The 21494-nt window shown below is 56.4% G+C and carries 21 protein-coding genes; 10 read left to right on the plus strand and 11 right to left on the minus strand.

From position 1 onward, the window contains the following. Nucleotides 1–85: 85 nt before the first annotated feature. From QWY83_RS04875 to lpdA, 3 genes are all read left to right on the plus strand, one after another. Nucleotides 86–1345: an MFS transporter gene (locus QWY83_RS04875; RefSeq protein ID WP_249946353.1), complete on the plus strand. Its 1260-nt coding sequence runs from the start codon at nucleotides 86–88 to the stop codon at nucleotides 1343–1345. Continuing rightward, a complete protein-coding gene (locus tag QWY83_RS04880) occupies nucleotides 1342–1908 on the plus strand; it encodes a DUF924 family protein (protein WP_105235333.1) in 567 nt (188 codons plus the stop codon). Before QWY83_RS04875 ends, QWY83_RS04880 begins: the two co-directional genes overlap by 4 nt. Before the next feature lie 125 nt (nucleotides 1909–2033). Then, nucleotides 2034–3428: a dihydrolipoyl dehydrogenase gene (gene lpdA / locus QWY83_RS04885; RefSeq protein ID WP_249946352.1), complete on the plus strand. Its 1395-nt coding sequence runs from the start codon at nucleotides 2034–2036 to the stop codon at nucleotides 3426–3428. A gap of 71 nt (nucleotides 3429–3499) precedes the next feature. Here the strand turns inward: lpdA and QWY83_RS04890 are convergent, their stop codons facing one another. After that, the gene (locus QWY83_RS04890) at nucleotides 3500–3862 is read right to left on the minus strand and encodes a rhodanese-like domain-containing protein (protein ID WP_067549032.1); all 363 of its coding nucleotides are present in this window, start codon (nucleotides 3860–3862) and stop codon (nucleotides 3500–3502) included. 181 nt (nucleotides 3863–4043) lie between these two features. Here QWY83_RS04890 and uvrA point away from each other — a divergent pair, with 181 nt between their 5' ends. After that, nucleotides 4044–6899 carry an excinuclease ABC subunit UvrA gene (gene uvrA / locus QWY83_RS04895; protein ID WP_249946351.1) on the plus strand — a complete coding sequence of 952 codons (2856 nt, stop codon included), beginning with the start codon at nucleotides 4044–4046 and terminating at the stop codon, nucleotides 6897–6899. A gap of 25 nt (nucleotides 6900–6924) precedes the next feature. On the opposite strand, the gene QWY83_RS04900 is transcribed toward uvrA, so the two are convergent. The 5 genes from QWY83_RS04900 to QWY83_RS04920 all read right to left on the minus strand — a co-directional run bounded on the left by QWY83_RS04900 (nucleotide 6925) and on the right by QWY83_RS04920 (nucleotide 11864). Continuing rightward, nucleotides 6925–7128, minus strand: coding sequence for a YgaP family membrane protein (locus QWY83_RS04900; RefSeq protein WP_249946350.1), 204 nt, complete (start codon nucleotides 7126–7128; stop codon nucleotides 6925–6927). Between the two features lie 75 nt (nucleotides 7129–7203). Continuing rightward, entirely contained in the window at nucleotides 7204–8079 is an 876-nt protein-coding gene (gene mmsB, locus QWY83_RS04905) for a 3-hydroxyisobutyrate dehydrogenase (RefSeq protein WP_249946349.1), read from the minus strand. A 14-nt stretch (nucleotides 8080–8093) separates the two neighbouring features. Beyond that, nucleotides 8094–9125 (minus strand): enoyl-CoA hydratase/isomerase family protein, encoded by a 1032-nt coding sequence (locus QWY83_RS04910; protein ID WP_249946348.1) that lies wholly within the window; start codon nucleotides 9123–9125, stop codon nucleotides 8094–8096. Beyond that, entirely contained in the window at nucleotides 9122–10261 is a 1140-nt protein-coding gene (locus tag QWY83_RS04915; RefSeq protein WP_105235327.1) for an acyl-CoA dehydrogenase family protein, read from the minus strand. Before QWY83_RS04915 ends, QWY83_RS04910 begins: the two co-directional genes overlap by 4 nt. Before the next feature lie 103 nt (nucleotides 10262–10364). Beyond that, nucleotides 10365–11864 carry a CoA-acylating methylmalonate-semialdehyde dehydrogenase gene (locus QWY83_RS04920; RefSeq protein WP_249946347.1) on the minus strand — a complete coding sequence of 500 codons (1500 nt, stop codon included), beginning with the start codon at nucleotides 11862–11864 and terminating at the stop codon, nucleotides 10365–10367. A gap of 113 nt (nucleotides 11865–11977) precedes the next feature. On the opposite strand from QWY83_RS04920, the gene QWY83_RS04925 reads away from it, so the two are divergent. The 4 genes from QWY83_RS04925 (at nucleotide 11978) to QWY83_RS04940 (ending at nucleotide 15811) form a co-directional block, all read left to right on the plus strand. Then, the gene (locus QWY83_RS04925) at nucleotides 11978–12856 is read left to right on the plus strand and encodes a LysR family transcriptional regulator (protein ID WP_249946346.1); all 879 of its coding nucleotides are present in this window, start codon (nucleotides 11978–11980) and stop codon (nucleotides 12854–12856) included. Between the two features lie 56 nt (nucleotides 12857–12912). Beyond that, entirely contained in the window at nucleotides 12913–13347 is a 435-nt protein-coding gene (locus QWY83_RS04930; RefSeq protein WP_249946345.1) for a CBS domain-containing protein, read from the plus strand. Nucleotides 13348–13411: 64 nt separating this feature from the next. Beyond that, nucleotides 13412–13906 carry a pantetheine-phosphate adenylyltransferase gene (gene coaD, locus QWY83_RS04935; RefSeq protein WP_067549002.1) on the plus strand — a complete coding sequence of 165 codons (495 nt, stop codon included), beginning with the start codon at nucleotides 13412–13414 and terminating at the stop codon, nucleotides 13904–13906. 96 nt (nucleotides 13907–14002) lie between these two features. Beyond that, nucleotides 14003–15811: an ABC-F family ATP-binding cassette domain-containing protein gene (locus QWY83_RS04940; protein WP_249946344.1), complete on the plus strand. Its 1809-nt coding sequence runs from the start codon at nucleotides 14003–14005 to the stop codon at nucleotides 15809–15811. On the opposite strand, the gene QWY83_RS04945 is transcribed toward QWY83_RS04940, so the two are convergent. From QWY83_RS04945 to mazG, 3 genes are all read right to left on the minus strand, one after another. Further along, nucleotides 15808–15999 (minus strand): hypothetical protein, encoded by a 192-nt coding sequence (locus QWY83_RS04945; RefSeq protein WP_249946343.1) that lies wholly within the window; start codon nucleotides 15997–15999, stop codon nucleotides 15808–15810. The two genes, QWY83_RS04940 and QWY83_RS04945, sit on opposite strands and share 4 nt — an antisense overlap. 131 nt (nucleotides 16000–16130) lie before the next feature. After that, on the minus strand, nucleotides 16131–17135 hold the full coding sequence (locus tag QWY83_RS04950; protein WP_249946342.1) for a Fe(3+) ABC transporter substrate-binding protein: 1005 nt from the start codon (nucleotides 17133–17135) through the stop codon (nucleotides 16131–16133). Between the two features lie 67 nt (nucleotides 17136–17202). Beyond that, nucleotides 17203–18045: a nucleoside triphosphate pyrophosphohydrolase gene (gene mazG, locus QWY83_RS04955; protein WP_249946341.1), complete on the minus strand. Its 843-nt coding sequence runs from the start codon at nucleotides 18043–18045 to the stop codon at nucleotides 17203–17205. A 63-nt stretch (nucleotides 18046–18108) separates the two neighbouring features. Between mazG and QWY83_RS04960 the strand changes: the two genes are divergently transcribed. Then, the gene (locus QWY83_RS04960; protein ID WP_249946340.1) at nucleotides 18109–19272 is read left to right on the plus strand and encodes a M20 aminoacylase family protein; all 1164 of its coding nucleotides are present in this window, start codon (nucleotides 18109–18111) and stop codon (nucleotides 19270–19272) included. Nucleotides 19273–19316: 44 nt separating this feature from the next. Further along, the gene (rsmA, locus tag QWY83_RS04965; protein ID WP_249946339.1) at nucleotides 19317–20159 is read left to right on the plus strand and encodes a 16S rRNA (adenine(1518)-N(6)/adenine(1519)-N(6))-dimethyltransferase RsmA; all 843 of its coding nucleotides are present in this window, start codon (nucleotides 19317–19319) and stop codon (nucleotides 20157–20159) included. On the opposite strand, the gene QWY83_RS04970 is transcribed toward rsmA, so the two are convergent. Both QWY83_RS04970 and QWY83_RS04975 read right to left on the minus strand, forming a co-directional pair. After that, nucleotides 20146–20748: a DNA-3-methyladenine glycosylase I gene (locus tag QWY83_RS04970; RefSeq protein ID WP_249946338.1), complete on the minus strand. Its 603-nt coding sequence runs from the start codon at nucleotides 20746–20748 to the stop codon at nucleotides 20146–20148. The two genes, rsmA and QWY83_RS04970, sit on opposite strands and share 14 nt — an antisense overlap. A 45-nt stretch (nucleotides 20749–20793) precedes the next feature. Next, complete coding sequence (locus tag QWY83_RS04975) at nucleotides 20794–21423, minus strand: DUF4167 domain-containing protein (protein WP_249946337.1); 630 nt, start codon at nucleotides 21421–21423, stop codon at nucleotides 20794–20796. Between the last annotated feature and the right edge of the window lie 71 nt (nucleotides 21424–21494).

Genomic DNA, 21494 nt, shown 5'->3' on the forward strand with positions numbered 1-21494 from the left:
TAACAGTTCTTTCATCGGTCTTTCATAGACGCGACATGTACAATCGGTATGCTGTCCTGAAATTCGACGTGAATGAGGGAAAGCGATGATTCAGGTACTTAGCAGATCATGGGCGCTCCTTCTTGGTGTGTTCATGCTGATGATCGGCAACGGCCTTCAGGGGACGTTGCTGGGTCTGCGTGGTGAAATGGAAGGGTTCTCGACGTTCGAGATGTCCGTCGTGATGTCGGCCTACTTCCTCGGGTTCCTCTTTGCGTCGCGTGCTGTGCCAGAACTGATCCGTCGCGTCGGTCATATTCGTGTGTTCGCCGCGCTGGGCTCTACGATCTCTGCTATTTTGATCCTCTATCCCGCTCTGACAGAGCCGTGGGCGTGGGTGCTCGGCCGCCTGCTGATCGGCTTCTGTTTCTGTGGCGTTTACGTGACGGCAGAAAGCTGGCTGAACGACGGAACCGATAACGAAAATCGTGGCAAGGCGCTGTCGCTATACATGATCGTGCAGATGGGCGGCATCGTTTTGGCGCAGTATATCGTTCTTTTGGGCGACATTGGCGGCTTTGTCCTGTTCATCATTCCGTCGGTGCTCGTGTCTATGTCCTTTGCGCCGATCCTTTTGTCGGTGCGCCCGACACCCGCTTTTGAAACCACGAAACCCCTGTCCATTCGTCGCCTGATCGAAGTGTCACCCTTGGCCTGTATGGGGATGTTCCTCTTGGGCGGCGTGTTCGCAGCGCAGTTCGGTATGGCGGCGGTGTTCGGGACGCGTGCTGGGCTGACCGTGCCGCAAATCTCTTTGATGATTTCGTCGGTCTACGTTGCGGCTCTGTTCCTGCAATATCCCATCGGCTGGATTTCCGACCGTATGGATCGCCGCGTTTTGATCGCCGTTCTATCCCTGATTGGCGGGATCGGAGCCTTCCTATCGGTCGTAAACGGTAGCTTTGTGATGCTTTTGATCAGTTCGACATTGGTCGGTGGCACAGCGAACCCGCTCTATGCGCTCTTGTTGGCTTATGCGAACGACTTCCTTGATCGGTCTGACATGGCGGGAGCCTCAGGTGGATTCTTGTTCATCAACGGCCTTGGCGCGATTTCTGGCCCGCTGATCGTCGGTTGGGCGATGGATACCGTTGGGGCGCAAGGTTACTGGAGCTACATGGGCCTTCTGATGATGGGCCTTGCCATCTATGCCTTCTGGCGGATGACACGGCGGTCGTCGACGATTTCGGTCGAAGACACCAACCAATATGCACCGATCATGCCATCGGCCACGCCTGTGGCGCTTGAAGTGGCCCAAGAGGTCTATCACGACGCCGACCAAAACGCAGAGGAGGCGCAGTCATGAGCCAAATAGCCTCGCTGATCGAATTTTGGCGAAACGAGATTGGTCCCAAAGGCTGGTATGCAGGATCCTCTGACATCGATGATGCGATCACGGCTCGGTATCGGTCTCTCTGGGATGAGGCAGCCGACGGTGGGTTGGGCCATTGGCTCACCGATGCCGAAGGGGCCTATGCCTATCTCCTCCTAACTGACCAGTTCCCACGGAATATGTTCCGCAACGATGCGCGTTCGTTTTTGCTCGACCCCAATGCACGGGCGGCGGCCAAACTGGCGATGGATCAGGGCTGGGACATGCAGATCGACGAACCCGAACGGCAGTTCTTTTATCTACCGCTGATGCATTCGGAGAACCTCGTTGATCAGGACCGCTGCATGGCCTGTTTCAAAGACCGGATGCCAAAGATGGGGGCGGACAACCTGCGGCACGCTGCGGCGCACCGCTGGATCATCAAACGATATGGTCGTTTCCCCTATAGGAACGAGGCGTTGGGGCGCGAAACAACCAGCGAAGAAGCCGAATTTATGCGCCGTGGTGGCTATGCTACTGTATTAGATGCGGCATAGTATTCTGAAAATAAATGGAAATTTCTGCTTTGCGCAGAGGCGATATCAGCCATGTCACAGGGTGGCTAGATCGGCAGGAAAAATTAGTTTAATGTCAAACTAATTTGAAAGCGGAGGAGAAACGAATGGCCGCCAAGAACTTTGACATGATCGTTATCGGCGCAGGTCCAGGTGGCTATGTCGCTGCAATCCGCGGCGCGCAGCTCGGTCTGAACGTGGCTTGCGTTGAGCGCGAGCATCTGGGCGGCATTTGCCTCAACTGGGGCTGTATCCCGACCAAGGCTATGTTGCGCTCGGCTGAGGTGTTCCACCTGATGCACCGTGCCAAAGAATTCGGTCTGTCCGTTGAGAAGGCTGACTTTGACCTCGAAGCTGTTGTGAAGCGCTCGCGTGGCGTTTCCAAGCAGATGGAAGGCGGCATTAAGACCCTGTTCAAAAAGAACAAAGTCACCTCGATCATGGGAACCGCAAAACTGGCTGGCAACGGCAAGGTTTCGGTTACTACGGACGCTGGCGTCGAAGAACTGACCGCAAAACACATCGTTGTGGCGACGGGCGCGCGTGCGCGTGAGCTTCCTGGCCTTGAGGCGGATGGTGATCTGGTTTGGACTTACAAAACCGCGCTGACACCGCCGCGTATGCCGAAGAAACTCCTCGTCATTGGCTCTGGTGCGATCGGCATCGAATTCGCGAGCTTCTATAACACGCTCGGTGCTGACACGACTGTGGTCGAAGTTATGGACCGCGTTCTGCCTGTCGAAGACGCTGAAATCAGCGCATTCGCGAAGAAACAGTTCGTTAAACAGGGCATGAAGATCATGGAAAAAGCCATGGTCAAACAGCTCGATCGTTCGCAGGGTAAAGTCGTTGCGCACATCGAAGTGGGCGGTAAGGTTGAACAGCAGGAATTCGATACGGTCATCTCTGCCGTGGGTATCGTCGGTAACGTCGAAGGCCTCGGCCTTGAGGAAATCGGCGTGAAAATCGACCGTACCCACGTTGTGACCGATGAATACTGCCGCACAGGCGTTGATGGCGTCTATGCGATTGGCGATATCGCTGGTGCGCCGTGGCTCGCTCACAAGGCATCGCACGAGGGCGTCATGGTGGCTGAACTGGCTGCTGGCCTCAAAGCACACCCAATCAAACCGAACACCATTGCAGGCTGCACCTACTGCCATCCGCAAGTCGCAAGCGTCGGTTTGACCGAAGCCAAAGCAAAAGAAGCGGGCTACGACGTGAAAGTCGGCAAATTCCCCTTCATCGGTAACGGTAAGGCGATTGCGCTCGGTGAACCCGAGGGCTTTGTGAAAACGGTGTTCGACGCGAAAACGGGTGAACTGCTGGGCGCCCACATGGTTGGCGCTGAAGTGACCGAGATGATCCAAGGTTACGTCATCGGTCGCCAGCTTGAGACGACTGAACAAGACCTGATGGAAACCGTGTTCCCGCACCCGACGTTGTCGGAAATGATGCACGAAAGCGTTCTGTCCGCCTTTGGACGTGCGATCCACATCTGATCATTGTGACATAGACATAGAAAAGGCGCGGATCTCTCCGCGCCTTTTTTGTTTTCAGAAGGGAGGGGGAATTACTTTGCGACAGGGCCGCCTGCCTGAACCCAGTGACCAAAGCCACCGATGTTGTGCACATCTTGGTAGCCAAGGTTCTCTAGCACCTGCTTTGCCATCGACGAACGTGCGCCAGATGCGCAGTAAACGCCGATGCATTTGTCTGTGGCGAGGCCCTCGACACACTCTGGGCTACGCGGATCAACGCGCATTTGGAACGCGGCCAGAGGGATGTTCATTGCACCATCAGCCATACCCGACATGCGAACTTCCATTGGGTCACGGACGTCGATGATGATCATGTCGCCTGCAGCTGCCTTTTCAACGGCTTCGCGGGGGGACAGGCCGGCTGCAGCACCGGCGTTGCGGAAAAGAGAAAACATGTTGCACCTTTGTGGCGAGAGGAACTTTGAACACATAAATACATCGCAATACTGAAATGTAAAGGGGGTTTGTGTAGGATTTACGCAATCCTACACATGTTCTATAAATGTTCCGTAAAATCTGTTGGAGACTCGGTCCCAACCGCCTATGTGTAGGGCGCAGTATCCGCTGGGGGGCAGAATGCCTGAATTAAAGCATATCGAAGTACGTGGCGCACGCGAACATAACCTGAAAAATATCGACGTGGATATTCCGCGCGATGAACTTGTGGTGATCACTGGCCTGTCAGGATCGGGTAAATCTTCGCTCGCGTTCGACACGATTTATGCCGAAGGGCAGCGGCGCTATGTGGAATCGCTGTCGGCCTATGCGCGGCAGTTCCTCGATATGATGGAAAAGCCGGACGTAGATCACATCTCTGGCCTATCGCCTGCCATCTCGATTGAACAGAAAACCACGTCGAAAAACCCTCGTTCGACCGTCGGCACTGTTACTGAAATTTACGACTACATGCGCCTTTTGTTTGCGCGTGTCGGCACACCTTACAGCCCCGCCACTGGTCAACCGATTGAGGCCCAGCAGGTCCAAGACATGGTCGATCGGATCATGGCGATGGAGGAGGGTACGCGTGGTTATCTTCTCGCGCCCATCGTGCGAGACCGCAAAGGTGAATACCGCAAGGAAATGCTGGAACTGCGCAAGCAAGGTTTCCAGCGTGTAAAGGTCGATGGTCAGTTCTACGAACTCGATGAGCCGCCAACGCTGGATAAGAAATTCCGCCATGATATTGATGTGGTCGTTGACCGTATCGTCGTGCGCGAGGGGCTAGAGACCCGCTTGGCAGACAGCCTTCGCACCGCTCTCGACCTCGCGGATGGAATTGCGATCCTCGAAACTGCGCCGAGCGAGGGTGAGCCCGAACGCCACACCTTTAGCGAAAAATTCGCCTGTCCTGTGTCTGGCTTCACTATCCCAGAGATCGAACCGCGCCTGTTTTCCTTCAACGCGCCGTTCGGGGCCTGTCCATCCTGTGATGGCCTTGGTGTGGAGTTGTTCTTTGACGAACGGTTGGTTGTCCCTGACGTAACCCTGCGTGTGGCTGACGGTGCGATTGCGCCGTGGCGCAAAGGGAAATCGCCATATTTCCTCCAGACGATTGAGGCGATTGCGAAACACTACGGGTTCGATAAGAACGCCCGCTGGAAGGATATTCCTGAAAAGGCGCAGAACGTGTTCCTCTACGGTTCGGGCAAAGAGGAAATCAAATTCCGCTACGATGAAGGTGGCCGCGTCTATCAGGTCGAACGCGCCTTCGAAGGTGTGATCCCGAACATGGAACGCCGCTACCGCGAAACCGATAGCTCTTGGGTGCGGGAAGAATTCGAGCAATTCCAGAACAACCGTAGCTGCGGATCCTGTGGCGGCTACCGCCTGCGCGAAGAAGCCCGCGCCGTGAAAATCGCGGGTTTGCACATTGGTCAGGTGGTCGAAAAGTCGATCAAAGAGGCCTATGCGTGGATCGGCAGCGTGATGGAGACGCTGGGCAAACAGAAACAGGAAATCGCCCGCGCAATTGTTAAAGAGATCAGCGAACGTCTAGGGTTCCTCAACAACGTGGGCCTCGACTACCTCACGATGAGCCGAAACGCGGGCACGCTGTCGGGTGGGGAAAGCCAACGTATCCGCCTTGCCTCGCAAATTGGGTCTGGTCTGACGGGCGTTCTTTACGTCCTCGATGAGCCGTCGATTGGTCTACACCAGCGCGACAACGACCGACTTATCGGGACGCTGAAAAACCTTCGGGATCAGGGCAACACTGTGATCGTCGTTGAACACGACGAGGATATGATCCGCGAGGCCGACTATGTGTTCGACATCGGTCCAGGGGCAGGGGTGCACGGTGGGCAAGTGGTGTCGCACGGGACGCCGGGCCAAGTGGAAGCCGATAATGGCTCGATCACGGGGCAATACCTCTCTGGTAAACGCCGGATTGAGGTGCCGAGTGAACGTCGTAAGGGGAATGGCAAAACCCTCACCGTGGTGAAGGCCACAGGCAACAACCTCAAAGACGTGACCGCTGATTTCCCACTGGGCAAATTCGTTTGCGTTACGGGCGTGTCGGGTGGTGGTAAATCCACGCTGACCATTGAAACGCTTTATAAAAACGCGGCGATGAAGCTGAACGGGGCCCGTGAAACACCAGCACCCTGCGAAACGATCAAAGGGTTCGAACACCTTGATAAGGTGATCGATATCGACCAGCGTCCCATCGGGCGCACCCCACGGTCCAACCCCGCGACCTATACAGGCGCCTTCACACCGATCCGCGATTGGTTCGCTGGCTTGCCTGAATCAAAGGCGCGTGGCTACAAACCCGGTCGGTTCTCGTTCAACGTCAAAGGCGGTCGTTGTGAGGCCTGTCAGGGCGATGGTGTGATCAAGATCGAGATGCACTTCCTCCCCGATGTGTACGTGGAGTGTGAGACCTGCAAAGGGAAACGCTACAACCGCGAAACATTGGAAGTTCAGTTTAAAGGTAAATCAATTGCCGACGTGCTGGATATGACGGTGGAAGAGGCCCAAGAGTTCTTCCGCGCGGTCCCATCTATTCGTGAAAAAATGGACGCGCTCGTGCGTGTGGGCCTGTCCTACATCAAGGTCGGCCAACAAGCGACGACCCTCTCGGGTGGTGAAGCGCAGCGTGTGAAACTGTCCAAGGAACTGTCGAAGCGATCGACGGGACGGACGCTCTATATCCTCGACGAGCCGACCACGGGTTTGCACTTTGAAGATGTTCGTAAACTATTGGAAGTGCTGCACGAATTGGTCGATCAGGGGAATTCGGTCGTGGTGATCGAACATAACCTTGACGTGATTAAAACGGCGGATTGGTTGATCGATATCGGGCCAGAAGGTGGCGATGGCGGTGGGCGGATCGTCGCGACGGGCACGCCAGAGGATGTGGCCGCGGTAAAGGAATCCCACACTGGGCATTACCTCGCACCAATGCTCACGCCACGAGTGGCAGCGGAATGAAAAAGGGGCCTCGTGGCCCCTTTTCTTATTTCTTCATTGGGCAGGTGTTGAGGCCCAGAATGGTATAGATCGGGCAAGAGCCGATCAGGCCAGTTACCAGCGGGATGATACCAAGCAAGTAGAGCCAGCTATACGCACCGCCGCCGTTCATGAAATACCCAGCGATTAGTGCAAGGCCGAGGATCACACGAAGGGCGCGGTCAATGGTGCCTTCGTTACGTTTTAACATGGTCAGACTCCCAATCTGATTAATTACATGTAGATATTGTAATGCAATCTATTGGGGTCGTCACCAATAATCGTATCAGGCCTGATCACGTCCACGTTTTTCAAACCGAGGCAGCATCGCAGAGAAGTCCATGCCTTTGCCGTCCTCGGATTCGACGAACTGCTTGTATAGCTCCATCGCGCGCTGACCCATAGGGGTATCCGCGTCCGCAACTTCTGCCGCCATCTGCGCGAGCGTCAGGTCTTTGAGCATCAGTTCAGAGGCAAAGCCCGGTTTGTAGTCGTTGTCCGCAGGGGACTGCGGACCAACGCCGGGGGCAGGGCAGTAGGCGTTCATGGTCCATGAGTAGCCAGAAGAGGTGCTCACCACGTCGAACATGGCTTGGCGATCAAGGCCGAGCTTGTCAGCGAGGGCAAAGGCTTCGCATGTGGCGATCATCGTGACGCCGAGGATCATGTTGTTACAGATTTTTGCCGCCTGACCATTGCCCGATGCACCACAGTGCACGGCTTTTTGGCCCATGATTTCGAACAGCGGTTTCGCTGTGGTAAAGGCATCGTCAGGGCCGCCCACCATAAAGGTCAACGTGCCGTTCGTCGCGCCGCCAACGCCGCCCGATACAGGGGCATCCAGAGCCGTTAGGCCGTGGTCGGCTGCGGATTGTGCGACCTTACGTGCACTCTCTACATCAACGGTCGAACAATCGAGATGCACCGCGCCTTTTTCCATCGCGGGATGGATTTCGGCGGCGACCGCCTGAAGGATCGCGCCGTTCGGCAGCATGGTGATGACAACATCTGCGCCACGCACGGCGTCAGAATTGGTGGCCGCAACGGGCATAAAGTCAGGCTTTGCGATGGGGTCACAGCCGACGACGTCATGGCCTGCGTTGACAAGGTTGGCCGCCATTGGCGCGCCCATGTTTCCCAGACCGATAAAGGCTATTTTCATCCTGTTTCTCTCTCTCAAAAGGTCACGTCAGGGCCGTCGACGGGGGCCAGCAACTGGGCCACCAGATCGGCGGGAACCTCGGACACGTCGGTGTGCATCCACTGCGGATTGCGGTCTTTGTCGATGATCGCGGCGCGCACGCCTTCGATCAGATCAGCCAGTTCTAGCGAACGACTAGTAAAGCGGTATTCGAGCTGCAAAGCGTTGCGAATGTCAGGGTTCTTGCGACATTCACGAACCAGCCAAAGCGTCGACGTCATCGCCAGTGGTGAATTCTTTGCAAATGCGGCTTGGGCTTTGAGGGCTGCATCGGTGCTGGCATGGGACAAACGCTCTGCGATGTCGGCCATGGTTTCCCCACCGAACACCGCATCAATCGCATCCTGCCATTCGCGCAGGGTGCTTTCGGGCACGGGCTGCGCGGTGTGGGCAATGGCCTCAATATCGCCAGTTTCGATCAGCATCGTTTTTAGGCCATCCCAATCTTTCTCTGCGATGTATGTATCGGCAAAGCCCGCATAGATCGCGTCACCAGCCCCCATGCGATCGCCCGTCAGCCCGAGGAACTCACCCAAATGCCGTGGCGCCAGTGCCAGAAGGCGTGTGCCGCCAACGTCGGGGATCAGGCCGATGCCGCATTCTGGCATGGCAATTTTCGTGGTGTCACCAACGATGCGATGGGACACGTGCCCGCCAACTCCAACACCGCCGCCCATGACAAAGCCCTGCATGAAGCTCACGACGGGTTTTGGATACTCCGCCAGCTTTGCGTTCATACGGTATTCATCGCGCCAGAACTTGCGGGGATAGTCAAACTCCTCGCGTTTTCCAGCGGCGTAGATATCGGCGATGTCGCCACCTGCGCAGAAGGCTTTTTCGCCCTCTGCATCGATGATGACGAGCTTTACAGCGTCGTTGTCGCGCCAGTCGTCAATCGCAGCCTCAATCGCTATGCACATGTCATAGGTGAGGGCGTTCAGGGCCTTGGGACGGTTTAGTGTGATCCGCCCCGCGTGCCCTTCGATCCGAGTGAGAACGTCGCTCATCGACCCACCAGATCCCGTGCCACGATCATGCGCATGATCTCGTTTGTGCCTTCGAGGATTTGGTGAACGCGGAGGTCACGCACGATTTTTTCGATGCCGTAGTCCGCGAGGTAGCCGTAACCGCCGTGCAGTTGCAGACATTGGTCCGCCACGCGGCTGCCTGCCTCTGTGACGAACTTCTTGGCCATCGCGCAGAATTTGGTCGCATCAGGCGCACCTGTGTCGAGCTTCCATGCCGCCTGACGCAGGAACGTACGGGCTGCTTGGAGTTCGATTTCCATCTCGGCCAAGCGGAATTGCAGCGCTTGGAACTGGTCGATGGATTTGCCGAATGCCTTGCGTTCGGACATGTAGACGAGTGTTGAATTGAGCGCCGTTTGCGCCGCGCCCAAAGAACAGGCCGAAATGTTCAGGCGACCACCGTCGAGTCCTGCCATCGCGTAGCTAAACCCTTTGCCTTCTTCGCCCAAGAGGTTGTTGGCAGGGATTTTGACATCGTCCATTTGAACCTGACGGGTCGGCTGCGATTTCCAGCCCATCTTTTGTTCAAGGCCGCCGAATGACAGTCCTTCTGCTCCGTCTTCGATCACCAGCGACGAAATCCCTTTGGGACCGTCTTCGCCCGTGCGGGCCATAACGACATAGGCATCGGAATACCCGCCGCCCGAGATGAACGCTTTGGTCCCTGTGACCGTGTAGCCGTCATTGGTGCGGGTGGCGCGGGTTTTCAGGGCCGCAGCGTCGGAACCAGAACCTGGTTCGGTCAGGCAGTAGGAAAACACGGTTTCCATGGTCAGGGCCTTGGGCATGTAGCGTGCCTTAAGGTCATCCGAACCATAGGTGTCCAACATTTTGAGACACATGTTGTGGATCGACAGGAATGCCGCGACAGAGGCGCAAGACATTGAAAGAGCTTCGAATACCAGCGTGGCGTCTAGGCGTGTCAGCCCCGAACCGCCAGACTCTTCGCTGACATACAATCCACCGAATCCGAGCTCTGCAATCTTAGTCCAGAGTTCTTTGGGGATCGTTCCCTCAGCTTCCCATTTTTGGGCATAGGGCGCGATGTGTTCTTCGCCAAATGCCTTTGCCATATCGAAAATAGCGGTTTGTTCTTCGGACAATGCAAAGTCCATAGCGCCTCCTCCCAAAGTCACTAATTGAACGTTTGTTTAATTAAACGACGAACTGTCAGAAATAGCAAGGGCGGCCAATGGCCGCCCCGCAATGTTTTCGCTATCAGTCCATCGCTTTGAAATTCAGCGCGACACCGTCTTTGATGCCCGAGAACCAGCGTGCGGTCACGGTCTTGGTTTTGGTGTAGAACTTGAACGCATCTGGACCGTATTGGTTCAGGTCGCCAAATGCAGACTTCTTCCAGCCGCCGAACGAGAAGTAGGACAGCGGAACTGGGATCGGGAAGTTGATGCCAACCATGCCGACGTTTACGCGGTTCGCAAAGTCACGCGCGGTGTCACCATCAGCGGTGTAGATCGCGGTGCCGTTGCCGTAGTTGTTCTTCATGATCAGATCGAGAGCTTCTTCGTAGTTCTCGGCACGGACGGTGGACAGAACGGGGCCAAAGATCTCCTCTTTGTAGATGTCCATGTCTGGGGTCACGTTGTCAAAGAGCGACGCGCCTACAAAGAAGCCGTTCTCGTAGCCTTGCATTTTGAAATCACGACCGTCGACAACAAGGTTCGCACCTTGCTCAACACCAGAGTTCACCAGACCGTTGATGCGGTTTTTCGATGCTTCGGTGATAACGGGGCCAAAGTCCACGTCTTCACCAGCGGTGTAGGGGCCGACTTTCAGGGCTTCGATTTTCGGAACCAGCTTTTCGATCAGGCGGTCAGCGGTTTCTTTACCAACTGGCACAGCAACAGAAATAGCCATGCAGCGTTCGCCAGCCGCGCCATAGCCTGCGCCAACCAGTGCGTCTGCTGCTTTGTCGAGGTCAGCGTCGGGCATGATGATCATGTGGTTCTTAGCACCACCGAAGCACTGTGCGCGTTTTCCGTTGGTTGCAGCGCGACCGTAGATGTATTGTGCGATCGGGGTCGAACCGACGAAGCCAACTGCCTGAATGGTGTCATGGTCTAGGATTGCGTCAACCGCACCTTTGTCACCGTTCACAACCTGCAGGACGCCAGCAGGAAGGCCAGCTTCCATGATCAGTTCAGCAAGGCGCAGAGCGGTCGAGGGAACGCGCTCGGATGGTTTGAGGATCATTGCGTTGCCCGAAACGATCGCAGGCGCCATTTTCCACAGCGGGATCATTGCAGGGAAGTTGAACGGGGTGATGCCCGCAACAACGCCCAGAGGCTGGCGCATTGCATAAAGGTCGATTCCTGGGCCACCGTCGTTCATGTATTCGCCTTTGAGCATCGCAGGCGCGCCCATGCAGACTTCGACAACTTCGAGGCCACGCTGAACGTCGCCGCGTGCGTCGGGGATGGTTTTGCCGTGCTCACGAGCAACCAGCTCTGCCAGCTCTTCCATGTGTTCGTTGATCAGTTGACCGAACTTCATCATGACGCGAGCGCGGCGCTGCGGGTTTACTTTCGCCCATTCGACCTGAGCTTTTTCCGCAGCTTTGATCGCAGCGTCCATTTCCTCGTCGGATGCGAGCGGCACCTTGGCGATGATTTCGCCAGTTGCTGGGTTGTAAACATCGCTAAAGCGGCCCGAGGTGCCTTTGACGTGTTCACCGTTAATGAAGTGAGTCAGTTCCTGCATGGTATCCTCCCTAAGGGGTCTGATCTGAATTGGCGCTAGAATAGTCTTGCGTTTTGGTCGGTAAAAGAGAAGGTTTGTCAAAATCGTTTTGCAAAAATGCAAAGGTGTGATCGATGAACTGGGATGACATGCGGGTGTTTTTGGCTGTGGCCCGCGCGGAAAGCCTTTCGGCTGCGGCACCGCTTTTGAAAATGGACCCTGCGACCGTTGGCCGTCGGATCACGCGGCTCGAGGAAACCGTCGGCGCACCGCTCTTTGTGAAGTCCCCCCAAGGCTACGCATTGACCGAGCAGGGATTGCGGATGCGCGATCATGCGGCGCAGGCAGAAACGGCTTTGTCGCTTGCCATGGATGAAGGGCAGGCGGTCGATAAAGGTCTGTCTGGACAAGTGCGCATTGGTGCGCCTGACGGTTGTGCGAACTTTCTCCTGCCCCAAGTCTGCGCGGCTATTCAGGCTGATAATCCAGGCCTTGAAGTGCAAATCCTCGCCTTACCGCGTGTGGTGAACCTCTCCAAACGCGAAGCCGATATGGCCATTACCGTGTCGCCTCCCGATGCAGGGCGCCTGACGGTTCAAAAGATCAGCGATTACAGGCTCCACCTTGCGATGCGGCAGGACAGCGGGATGCCCACAACGATGGCTGACCTGCGTGGTGTGCCCGTCGTTGGCTACATCCCCGATATGATCTTTGACAAAGAGTTGGACTACTTGGGCACATTGTCGCGGGATGGCGTGCAGATGGCATCGAACTCTGTCGCTGTGCAATTGCAGATGCTTCGTCATGGTGGGGTAGGGATCGTGCATGATTTCGCGCTCCCTTGTGCGCCCGAACTGACCCGTGTTTTGATGAATGAACTGTCGTTGCTGCGCAGTTTCTATTTGGTGCGCCACTTGTCCGACCGCAAATCCGATCGCTTGAACCGATTTGCCGAAGCCCTTTTGGCAGGCATGCGGGCTGAAATCGCACGTTTGGAAGCTCAGGCCGCTTGACAGGTGGGGGGTATTGCGAAGACGCTGTAAGTATCGGCAGTTGAGGAGGACCAGCCATGCTCGTACAGAACATTCTGAATTCCAAAGAAAAAACTGGCATTTATTGGCTAGCCCCAAGCGAACCTGTGTCCAAAGCCGTGCAGATCATGTCTGACAATCGGATTGGTACGATTGTGGTGTCGCACGACGGCGAAGTCCCAACTGGTATTCTGTCCGAACGTGATATCGTTCGTGAAATGGGCAAGCAGGGCGTAGAAATCCTGTCGGGGTCGATTGAGGCTCTGATGACGAAAAAACTGATCACGACGACCATCGATGTGACTGCGGATCAGGTGCTTCAGATCATGACAGATGGCCGTTTCCGCCACCTTCCTGTGATGTCTGATGGCAAACTCATCGGTCTGATTTCAATTGGCGACGTGGTCAAAGCGCGCCTATCAGAACTCGCGATGGAGAAAGATGCGCTCGAAGGCATGGTGATGGGACGATAAGTACCCTTGCATTCCCGTGCGCAATATTGTTGCGTGCGGGCAATGAACCAAAGAGGGGCACCCGATGCGTATTGGCCTTTATCCCGGCACGTTTGATCCAATCACAAACGGCCACATCGACATCATACGCCGTGCCTGTTCACTGGTAGACCGCCTAGTCATTGGCGTTGCGATCAACCGCGATAAGGGACCACTGTTCAACCTAGAAGAGCGCGTTGCCATGATCCGCTCTGAAGTTGCGTCTATTGCGGCTTCGACGGGCACTGAAATTGTTGCGCATCCGTTTGAGAACCTGTTGATCGACTGTGCACGCGATGTTGGCGCCAATGTCATCATCCGCGGCCTGCGCGCAGTGGCTGATTTCGAATACGAATTCCAAATGGTCGGGATGAACCGCTCGCTCGATAACAGCATTGAGACAGTATTCCTGATGGCCGACGCGAAAAACCAAGCCATCGCCTCGAAGCTGGTCAAAGAGATTTGCCGTTTGAATGGTGATGTATCGAAATTCGTGCCGACTTCGGTGAAATCGGCATTGGAATCGCGTTTGCGGGGCTAACACGCTGGGGGCTCTGCCCCCAGACCCCCGGGATATTTACAGCACAAAGGCAGGCGAGCCCTTGCGTGTTTTGATGGGGCAGATTAGCTGCACGACATGGCACGCGCACCTTTACTCCAGTTATCCGACATTTCCCTGACCTTTGGTGGGGACCCCGTATTTTCAGACCTCTCTGCTGTTGTGCAGGGCGGCGATCGCGTTGCGCTGGTTGGGCGTAATGGGTCGGGTAAATCGACTCTGATGAAAGTGATGGCTGGGTTGGTGGAAGCCGACCATGGAATGCGCATTGTGCCGCCCGGTGTCACGGTCGGCTATATGGAGCAGGACCCGACAATGGAGGGGTATGCTACCTTGGGCGATTATGCCGCTAGCGGCCTCGATCCGAGCGAAGCCTACCGCGTTGCGATGGTTGCGGATGGTCTCAAGTTTGATCCGTCCCGCGATGTTGCGACCGCATCAGGTGGTGAACGCCGCCGCGCGGCCTTGGCCAAGTTGATGGCTGAAGCGCCTGAATTGATGCTCTTGGACGAACCGACCAACCACCTCGATATTGAGGCGGTGCAATGGTTGGAGAATGAACTGAAGTCGACCAAGGCGGCCTATGTTCTGATTTCCCACGACCGCGCTTTTTTGAGGGCTTTGACGCGGGCAACGCTGTGGATCGACCGTGGCGAAGTACGTCGTCAGGAAACGGGCTTTGACGGGTTCGAGGCATGGCGCGACAAGGTTTGGGACGAAGAAGAAACCGCCAAGCACAAGATGGATCGCAAGATCAAAGCCGAGGCACGTTGGGCGGTCGAAGGTATTTCTGCGCGTCGCAAGCGGAACCAAGGGCGTGTTCGTGCCCTACAGGATTTGCGTGCGGAGCGGGCTTCAATGATCAAGCGGCAGGGGACGGCGGCGCTCACGCTCGAGAGTGGGCCGACCTCTGGTAAAAAGGTGATTGAGGTTGAAGATCTGACCAAGTCCTTTGGCGATAAGCAAATCGTGAAAGGCCTGACGATCACCATTCAACGCGGCGATCGTGTTGCCTTTGTCGGGCCGAACGGGGTCGGAAAAACCAGCGTGATCAAGATGATGCTGGGTCAGGTCGACCCTGATGCCGGCCGTGTGAAGCTGGGCACCAACCTTGAGGTTGCCGTTTTTGACCAGACGCGTGCGCAACTCGACCCAGAGATGTCGCTCTGGGATAGCCTCACGGGTGATCCTGAAATGCGTGTCGGTGGGCGTGCGGATCAGGTCATGGTGCGCGGCGTGCCCAAACATGTTGTCGCCTACCTCAAAGACTTCCTCTTTAACGAAGCGCAGGCCCGCGCCCCCGTCAAATCCCTGTCTGGCGGTGAAAAGGCGCGTCTCTTGTTGGCTAAGCTCATGGCGAAACCGTCGAACCTCTTGGTCCTCGACGAACCTACGAACGATTTGGACATTGAGACGCTCGATCTCTTGCAGGAAATCCTAGACGATTACGATGGCACCGTCATCCTCGTCAGCCACGACCGTGATTTCCTCGACCGCGTTGCGACGACGACGATTGCCATGGAAGGTAACGGGAACGCGACCGTTTATGCGGGCGGCTGGACGGACTACTTGAACCAACGCGGCACCGTTATTCAAGAGACAGCAAAACCCGCTGAAACCGCAAAGCCGGCAGAAAAACCGAAATCGGATACTCGTAAAAACGGTCTGTCGTTTACCGAAAAACACCGCCTCGAAGCACTGCCTGCTGTGATCGATAAAATCACCGCAGAGATCGCGAAACTAGAGGAGCTGATGGCAGATCCTGAGCTGTTTACCAAACAGCCAGTGAAGTTCCAAAAGGCGACTGAGGCCCTCGTGCAGCGACAAGATGCGCTTGCCGCTGCCGAAGAAGAGTGGATGCTTTTGATGGAAAAATCAGAAGCTTAGGACTTGCCGAGGGAAATCCAGATCAAAATAACGTAGATGGTGGGGACCAGTGCGAGCACGGGAACCATCAGTCCTGCGATACCAAAAATCTTGATCGAGATGGCAAGCAACACCAGCAAAACCACAAGGCCAAGCAGTGGTTTTACGATAGTGCCAAAGTTTTCGGGGTTGTGTGCATGTTCAGTCATAATCCGCATGTGACATATACATTATAATTTTGACATGCGACAGGCTGTCACGACCTCAAAAGCATAGGCGTCGCCGCCCATGCCTTTGTGCCTGAAATATCCCGGGGGTGTGGGGGCAGAGCCCCCATGTTTTACCCGTCGAAGTTCACTTCTTCCATGATCCGCAGTGCGGTTGCGCGGTGGCCTGCAACCTCGGTCAGGTCGATTTTGTCGTGCTCAAACGTGCCCCAGCTCGCCACCAGATCGGACAGGGCCGCGCCTTCGAGCACTGGGTATTCGTTGTTCGCTTCGGCGTAGATGGCCTGTGCCTCGGGGGAGACAAGGAATTCCATCAGTTGCAGAGCTTCGTCGTGGTTCGGCGCGGCTTTGGTCATCGCGACGCCCGAGACGTTGATGTGGGTGCCTTCGCCCTCAAATGTCGGGAACACGATGCGGACAGAGTTCGCCCATTCAGTCTGTTCCGGATCGGCAAGCATTTGGCCCATGTAATAGGTGTTGCCGAGCGAGATATCGCATTCGCCAGCCCAGATCGCACGAACCTGCGCGCGGTCGTTGCCTTCGGGTTTGCGGGCGAGGTTTGCTTTGACACCTTCGGCCCAAGTGCGGGCGTAGTCTTCGCCGTGGTGGGCGATGACAGCCGACAGAAGGGCGAGGTTGTAGTCGTGCACGCCCGAACGGGTGCAGATACGGCCTGCCCATTTCGGATCGGCGAGGTCTTCGTAGGTGGTCACTTCGCCATCTGCCACGCGCTCTTGGCTCGCATAGACGATACGGGCGCGGGTGGTGAGCGAGAACCAGAGGTTATCCGGGCTGCGCAGTTCGGCAGGGACCGACGCGGTGAGAATGTCGCTTTCGACAGGCTGGATCACATCTGCATCCACGATTTGCTGAAGGTTCGCAATGTCGACGGTCATCACGAGGTCGGCTGGCGAACGAGCGCCTTCGGCCTTTAGCCGTTCAACCAGACCACTGTCCACAAACGCAAGGTTTACATTGATGCCCGTTTCAGCGGTGAAGGCATCCATCACAGGCTGGATCAGTTCAGGTTGGCGCGTGGTGTAGATGTTGACGTCCGCAACGGCGGGCAGGGCGGCTAGGCCTGAGACAGAAGCGAGGAGGAGGGAACGAAAAGTCATGATAAACTCCGGCATTTGAATTGCCGTCGTTAAACCTGACTAAAACGCTCGGGTCAATACCTGCATTTTATAGTCGGGTTTTTTCTGCCTCGCGTTCCGCTAGCTTCGCGGCGTCCCATAGTGCGTCCATTTCTTCGAGATTGCTCTGCTCTGGATTACTGCCTTTGGCGATCAATGCGTCTTCTACAGCGTTGAAACGGCGTATGAATTTCGCATTGGTGCGGCGCAGGGCGGCTTCGGGGTCGACGTTCAGATGGCGGGCAAGGTTTGCTACTACGAACAGCAGATCACCCATTTCCTCTTCGACTTCGTCTTGTGTCAGGGTGTCGCGGGCCTCGACCAATTCGCGCGATTCTTCGATGATTTTGTCGATCACCTGATCGGTAGAGGGCCAATCAAAACCGACCCGCGCAGCGCGTTTTTGCAACTTTACTGCACGCAACAGTGCGGGCAGACCTACGGCAACGCCATCCAAAACGCGGGTTTCGGATTTGGCAGCGCGCTCTGCGGCTTTAACCTCTTCCCATCGGTCAACTTGGGTATCGGCGCTGAAATCATTGCCTTCGGCGCCAAAGACATGGGGATGGCGCGAGACCATCTTGTCACTGATCGCTTTGGCGACATCTTCGAATTTGAAGTGTCCTGCTTCTTCGGCCATTTGCGCGTGGAACACGGATTGAAACAGAAGGTCGCCCAATTCGCTGCGCAATTCGTCCCATGCGCCACGTTCAATCGCATCAGCCACTTCATAGGCTTCTTCGATGGTGTAGGGCGCGATGGTCGCGAAATCCTGTTCGATGTCCCAGGGGCAGCCTTTTTCTGGGTGCCGCAGACGGCGCATGATCTCTAACAGCCGCTCCATTGTTCCGTCGGGGGAATGCACGATGGCGTCAGAAGCGGAGAGGTCCATTGCAGGCGTCCTTGAATTAGGGTTCTGTGGCCAAGGTATCCACCCAAGCGCGAGAGTCCACCCATGCCCGTCCTAAACCGCATTGCCGAATTCGAAACCGATATGACCGCGTGGCGTCGGCACCTGCATATGCATCCAGAGATCGGGTTCGATTGCCATAATACGGCGGCCTTTGTCGTTGAACGGCTGCGGGAATTCGGTGTGGATGAGGTGCATACAGGCATTGCGACCTCTGGCGTGATCGCGATCATCAACGGGCAGGGCGAGGGGCCGACCATTGGTTTGCGGGCGGACATGGACGCGCTGCCGATGCGGGAACATTCGGGCGCTGACTATGCCTCGACCATCGATGGGCGGATGCATGCTTGCGGGCACGATGGGCATACGACGATGCTCTTGGGTGCGGCACGGTATTTGGCCGAGACACGTAATTTCAAAGGCCGCGTGGCGCTGGTGTTTCAACCCGCCGAAGAAGCAGGCGGAGGCGCGGGTGTGATGGTCAAAGAGGGCGTTCTCGACCGTTTTGACATCAGCCAGATCTACGCGATCCATACGCTGCCTGGTCTGCCGCTGGGCGAATTCTACACGACCTCAGGTCCGATTATGGCCGCGGTCGATGCCTTTGACGTGGAAATCACAGGGAAGGGCGGTCACGTCGCTTATCACCAAGAGGCCCGCGATCCGATCGTTGCGGCCTGTGGCATTACCCAAGCGATCCAAACCATCGTAAGCCGCAGCCGTTCGCCCTTTGACGACCTCGTTGTGTCGGTGTCGCAAATCCACACGGGCACAGCGGACAACATCATTCCAGATCAGGCCTATATCAACGGTACCGTTCGGACGTTCTCGCGCGATGTTCAGGCGATGGTCAAACAACGCCTCCAAGAGATCGTGCAAGGGCAGGCGATGGCTTACGGCGTTGAGGCAAAGCTGATCTACATGGACGACTACCCGCCCACCATCAACGATCCAGAGGCGACCCAATTCGCCATCGCGACCGCCTCTGAAATTGTGGGTGCGGATAAGGTGGACGGCAACGGTGGCAAGGAAATGGGCGCAGAGGATTTCGCGTTCTTCCTTGAAAACCGTCCGGGGGCCTATCTATTCCTCGGCAACGGTGATACGGCAAGTGTTCACCATCCCGCCTATGACTTTGACGACCGTTCCGCACCGATTGGCGCCAGCTATTTGGCCCGTCTTGTGGAACGCGCTCAGCCGCGCGATTGATCGCTAGGCTTGACGGTTGACCCGACTTCGCGCATGGACCCCCTATGGCCCGTATTGATGAACTCCCCCCACTGCGCGAGGTGATCGCGACGCACCAGCTTTCGGCAAAGAAATCGCTGGGGCAGAACTTTTTGCTCGACCTGAATCTGACTGCGAAAATCGCGCGTCAGGCAGGTGATCTGAGTGGGGCGGATGTTCTCGAAATCGGGCCAGGGCCGGGGGGGTTGACCCGCGGTCTGCTGGCCGAAGGCGCGCGCCGCGTGCTCGCCATCGAAAAAGACGAACGTTGCCTGCCTGCCTTGCAAGAAATCTCGGACGCTTATGACGGGCGTTTGCAGGTGATCAACGGCGATGCGCTGGAAATTGATCCGCTGCAATACCTCACCCCGCCGATCAAAATCGCAGCGAACCTGCCTTATAACGTTGGGACAGAACTCTTGGTGCGGTGGTTGACGCCGAAAGAATGGCCGCCGTTCTGGCAATCGTTGACGCTGATGTTCCAAAAGGAAGTCGCCGAACGCATCGTCGCCCAGCCCGGCAGCAAGGCTTATGGCCGTTTGGCCATCCTCGCCCAGTGGCGAGCAGATGCGAAAATCGTGCTCGACCTGCCGCCGCAAGCCTTCACGCCGCCGCCCAAAGTGTCGTCGGCTGTGGTTCATCTGACCGCATTGCCCGAACCGCGTTTCCCTGCGGATGCCGCGACCCTATCGCGTGTCGTCGCCGCTGGGTTCAATCAGCGTCGCAAAATGCTGCGGGCCTCGCTCAAGGGCGTTGCCCCGAATATCGAAGATCACCTAATCGCCGCAGGAATTCAGCCGACAGAGCGCGCAGAGCAGGTCAGTCTGGAACAGTTCTGCGCGCTGGCTCGGTCGATTAAGGACGCGTAAATCCCGCGATTGCCGCGGCTGAGATCGCACGATGGTGGCAGCCCTCAACATGGTCGTTCACCATGCCCGTGGCCTGCATAAACGCATAGGCCGTGGTGGGGCCTACGAATTTCCAGCCGAGCTTTTTCATCGCTTTCGACATCGCCTCTGCGGCGGGTGAGGTGCCGCGCTGCACCGTGCCAGAGCCGAGGTCGTTGGGATCGGCAAACGACCATAGGAACGTGGCGAGCGATCCGTGGGTGGCAATCGCCTCTAGCGCACGATTGGCGTTGTTGATTGTAGCTGTGATCTTACCGCGATGGCGCACGATGCCTGTGTCATTCAACAAACGCTCAATATCCGCCTCGTCAAATTGCGCGATAGTGGCAATGTCGAAATTGGCAAAGCCACGGCGGAACCCATCGCGTTTTTCCAAAATCGTTCGCCAGCTCAGTCCTGACTGAAACGATTCGAGTGTGATCTTTTCAAAGAGGGTGCGGTCGTCGGCGGTCGGAACGCCCCAATCGTCATCGTGATAGGCGATGTATTGCTCTGTCGCAGTGCACCACCAGCAGCGGTTCAAACCGTCCGAAGTCTGTTCAATTTTCATAATAAACCAAATAAAAAACCCGACCGTTTCGGGTCGGGTTTCAGTTTACTCTGCCGCGGCGGGGCTGTCATCGCTTGGCGTGTCAGCTTTTGCCTTGGGTTTGCGCGGCGCACGCGGTTTGCGAGGCGCTTTTTTCGGCTCTTCCGCCTCTGGCGCTTTGCTTTCAGGTGTCTCAACCAGACCGTTGTCGTCTTCGTCCTCGGACTGAGTTTCGATCACATCCTCGCGGCGCGGACGGCGAGCCTCGCGGTGCGGGCGGTCTTCGCGCTGCGGACGTTCAGGACGATCCTCAGACACGTCAGGTTGTTCGCCTGCGCCAGCTGCTTGCTCTTCCTGAGCCTTCAGGCGATCCGCGCGTTCGCGGTCACGTTCTGCCTGACGCTGACGGTTTTGTTCTTCTTGCTCTTCGCGGGCCTTATCGACCTCACGCTGAGCTTCAGCCAAAATCCGAAGGTAGTGTTCGGCGTGCTGGGCAAAGTTCTCTGCCGCGACGCGGTCGCCGGACAACTGCGCATCGCGGTGCAGCTGGTTGTATTTCTCGATGATTTGTTGCGGTGTCCCGCGCACTTTTCCATCAGGACCCGAGCTATCAAACACTCGGTTAATGATGTTACCGCCAGACGGACGGTTGTTGTTGCGGTTCTTACCGCGGGACCGTGATTTCGAAGATCTCATGAACGTGCTTTCGGGCAGCGGAAAATGCGTTGCGTTTGGCTTTCCCATCTACGGGACAAAATGCCAAAGAT

The sequence above is a fragment of the Marivivens donghaensis genome (assembly GCF_030410045.1).
Lineage (GTDB): Bacteria > Pseudomonadota > Alphaproteobacteria > Rhodobacterales > Rhodobacteraceae > Marivivens > Marivivens donghaensis.

What these genes read in the sequence shown, in the direction of transcription:
- QWY83_RS04880 (WP_105235333.1), top strand. Translation starts at nt 1,342, where the DNA reads ATGAGCCAAATAGCCTCGCTGATCGAATTTTGGCGAAACGAGATTGGT.
- QWY83_RS04920 (WP_249946347.1), bottom strand. Translation starts at nt 11,864, where the DNA reads ATGCAGGAACTGACTCACTTCATTAACGGTGAACACGTCAAAGGCACC.
- lpdA (WP_249946352.1), top strand. Translation starts at nt 2,034, where the DNA reads ATGGCCGCCAAGAACTTTGACATGATCGTTATCGGCGCAGGTCCAGGT.
- mmsB (WP_249946349.1), bottom strand. Translation starts at nt 8,079, where the DNA reads ATGAAAATAGCCTTTATCGGTCTGGGAAACATGGGCGCGCCAATGGCG.
- QWY83_RS04940 (WP_249946344.1), top strand. Translation starts at nt 14,003, where the DNA reads ATGGCACGCGCACCTTTACTCCAGTTATCCGACATTTCCCTGACCTTT.
- QWY83_RS04950 (WP_249946342.1), bottom strand. Translation starts at nt 17,135, where the DNA reads ATGACTTTTCGTTCCCTCCTCCTCGCTTCTGTCTCAGGCCTAGCCGCC.
- QWY83_RS04875 (WP_249946353.1), top strand. Translation starts at nt 86, where the DNA reads ATGATTCAGGTACTTAGCAGATCATGGGCGCTCCTTCTTGGTGTGTTC.
- QWY83_RS04910 (WP_249946348.1), bottom strand. Translation starts at nt 9,125, where the DNA reads ATGAGCGACGTTCTCACTCGGATCGAAGGGCACGCGGGGCGGATCACA.
- coaD (WP_067549002.1), top strand. Translation starts at nt 13,412, where the DNA reads ATGCGTATTGGCCTTTATCCCGGCACGTTTGATCCAATCACAAACGGC.
- QWY83_RS04960 (WP_249946340.1), top strand. Translation starts at nt 18,109, where the DNA reads ATGCCCGTCCTAAACCGCATTGCCGAATTCGAAACCGATATGACCGCG.
- mazG (WP_249946341.1), bottom strand. Translation starts at nt 18,045, where the DNA reads ATGGACCTCTCCGCTTCTGACGCCATCGTGCATTCCCCCGACGGAACA.
- QWY83_RS04890 (WP_067549032.1), bottom strand. Translation starts at nt 3,862, where the DNA reads ATGTTTTCTCTTTTCCGCAACGCCGGTGCTGCAGCCGGCCTGTCCCCC.
- QWY83_RS04970 (WP_249946338.1), bottom strand. Translation starts at nt 20,748, where the DNA reads ATGAAAATTGAACAGACTTCGGACGGTTTGAACCGCTGCTGGTGGTGC.
- rsmA (WP_249946339.1), top strand. Translation starts at nt 19,317, where the DNA reads ATGGCCCGTATTGATGAACTCCCCCCACTGCGCGAGGTGATCGCGACG.
- QWY83_RS04930 (WP_249946345.1), top strand. Translation starts at nt 12,913, where the DNA reads ATGCTCGTACAGAACATTCTGAATTCCAAAGAAAAAACTGGCATTTAT.
- QWY83_RS04900 (WP_249946350.1), bottom strand. Translation starts at nt 7,128, where the DNA reads ATGTTAAAACGTAACGAAGGCACCATTGACCGCGCCCTTCGTGTGATC.
- uvrA (WP_249946351.1), top strand. Translation starts at nt 4,044, where the DNA reads ATGCCTGAATTAAAGCATATCGAAGTACGTGGCGCACGCGAACATAAC.
- QWY83_RS04975 (WP_249946337.1), bottom strand. Translation starts at nt 21,423, where the DNA reads ATGAGATCTTCGAAATCACGGTCCCGCGGTAAGAACCGCAACAACAAC.
- QWY83_RS04945 (WP_249946343.1), bottom strand. Translation starts at nt 15,999, where the DNA reads ATGACTGAACATGCACACAACCCCGAAAACTTTGGCACTATCGTAAAA.
- QWY83_RS04915 (WP_105235327.1), bottom strand. Translation starts at nt 10,261, where the DNA reads ATGGACTTTGCATTGTCCGAAGAACAAACCGCTATTTTCGATATGGCA.
- QWY83_RS04925 (WP_249946346.1), top strand. Translation starts at nt 11,978, where the DNA reads ATGAACTGGGATGACATGCGGGTGTTTTTGGCTGTGGCCCGCGCGGAA.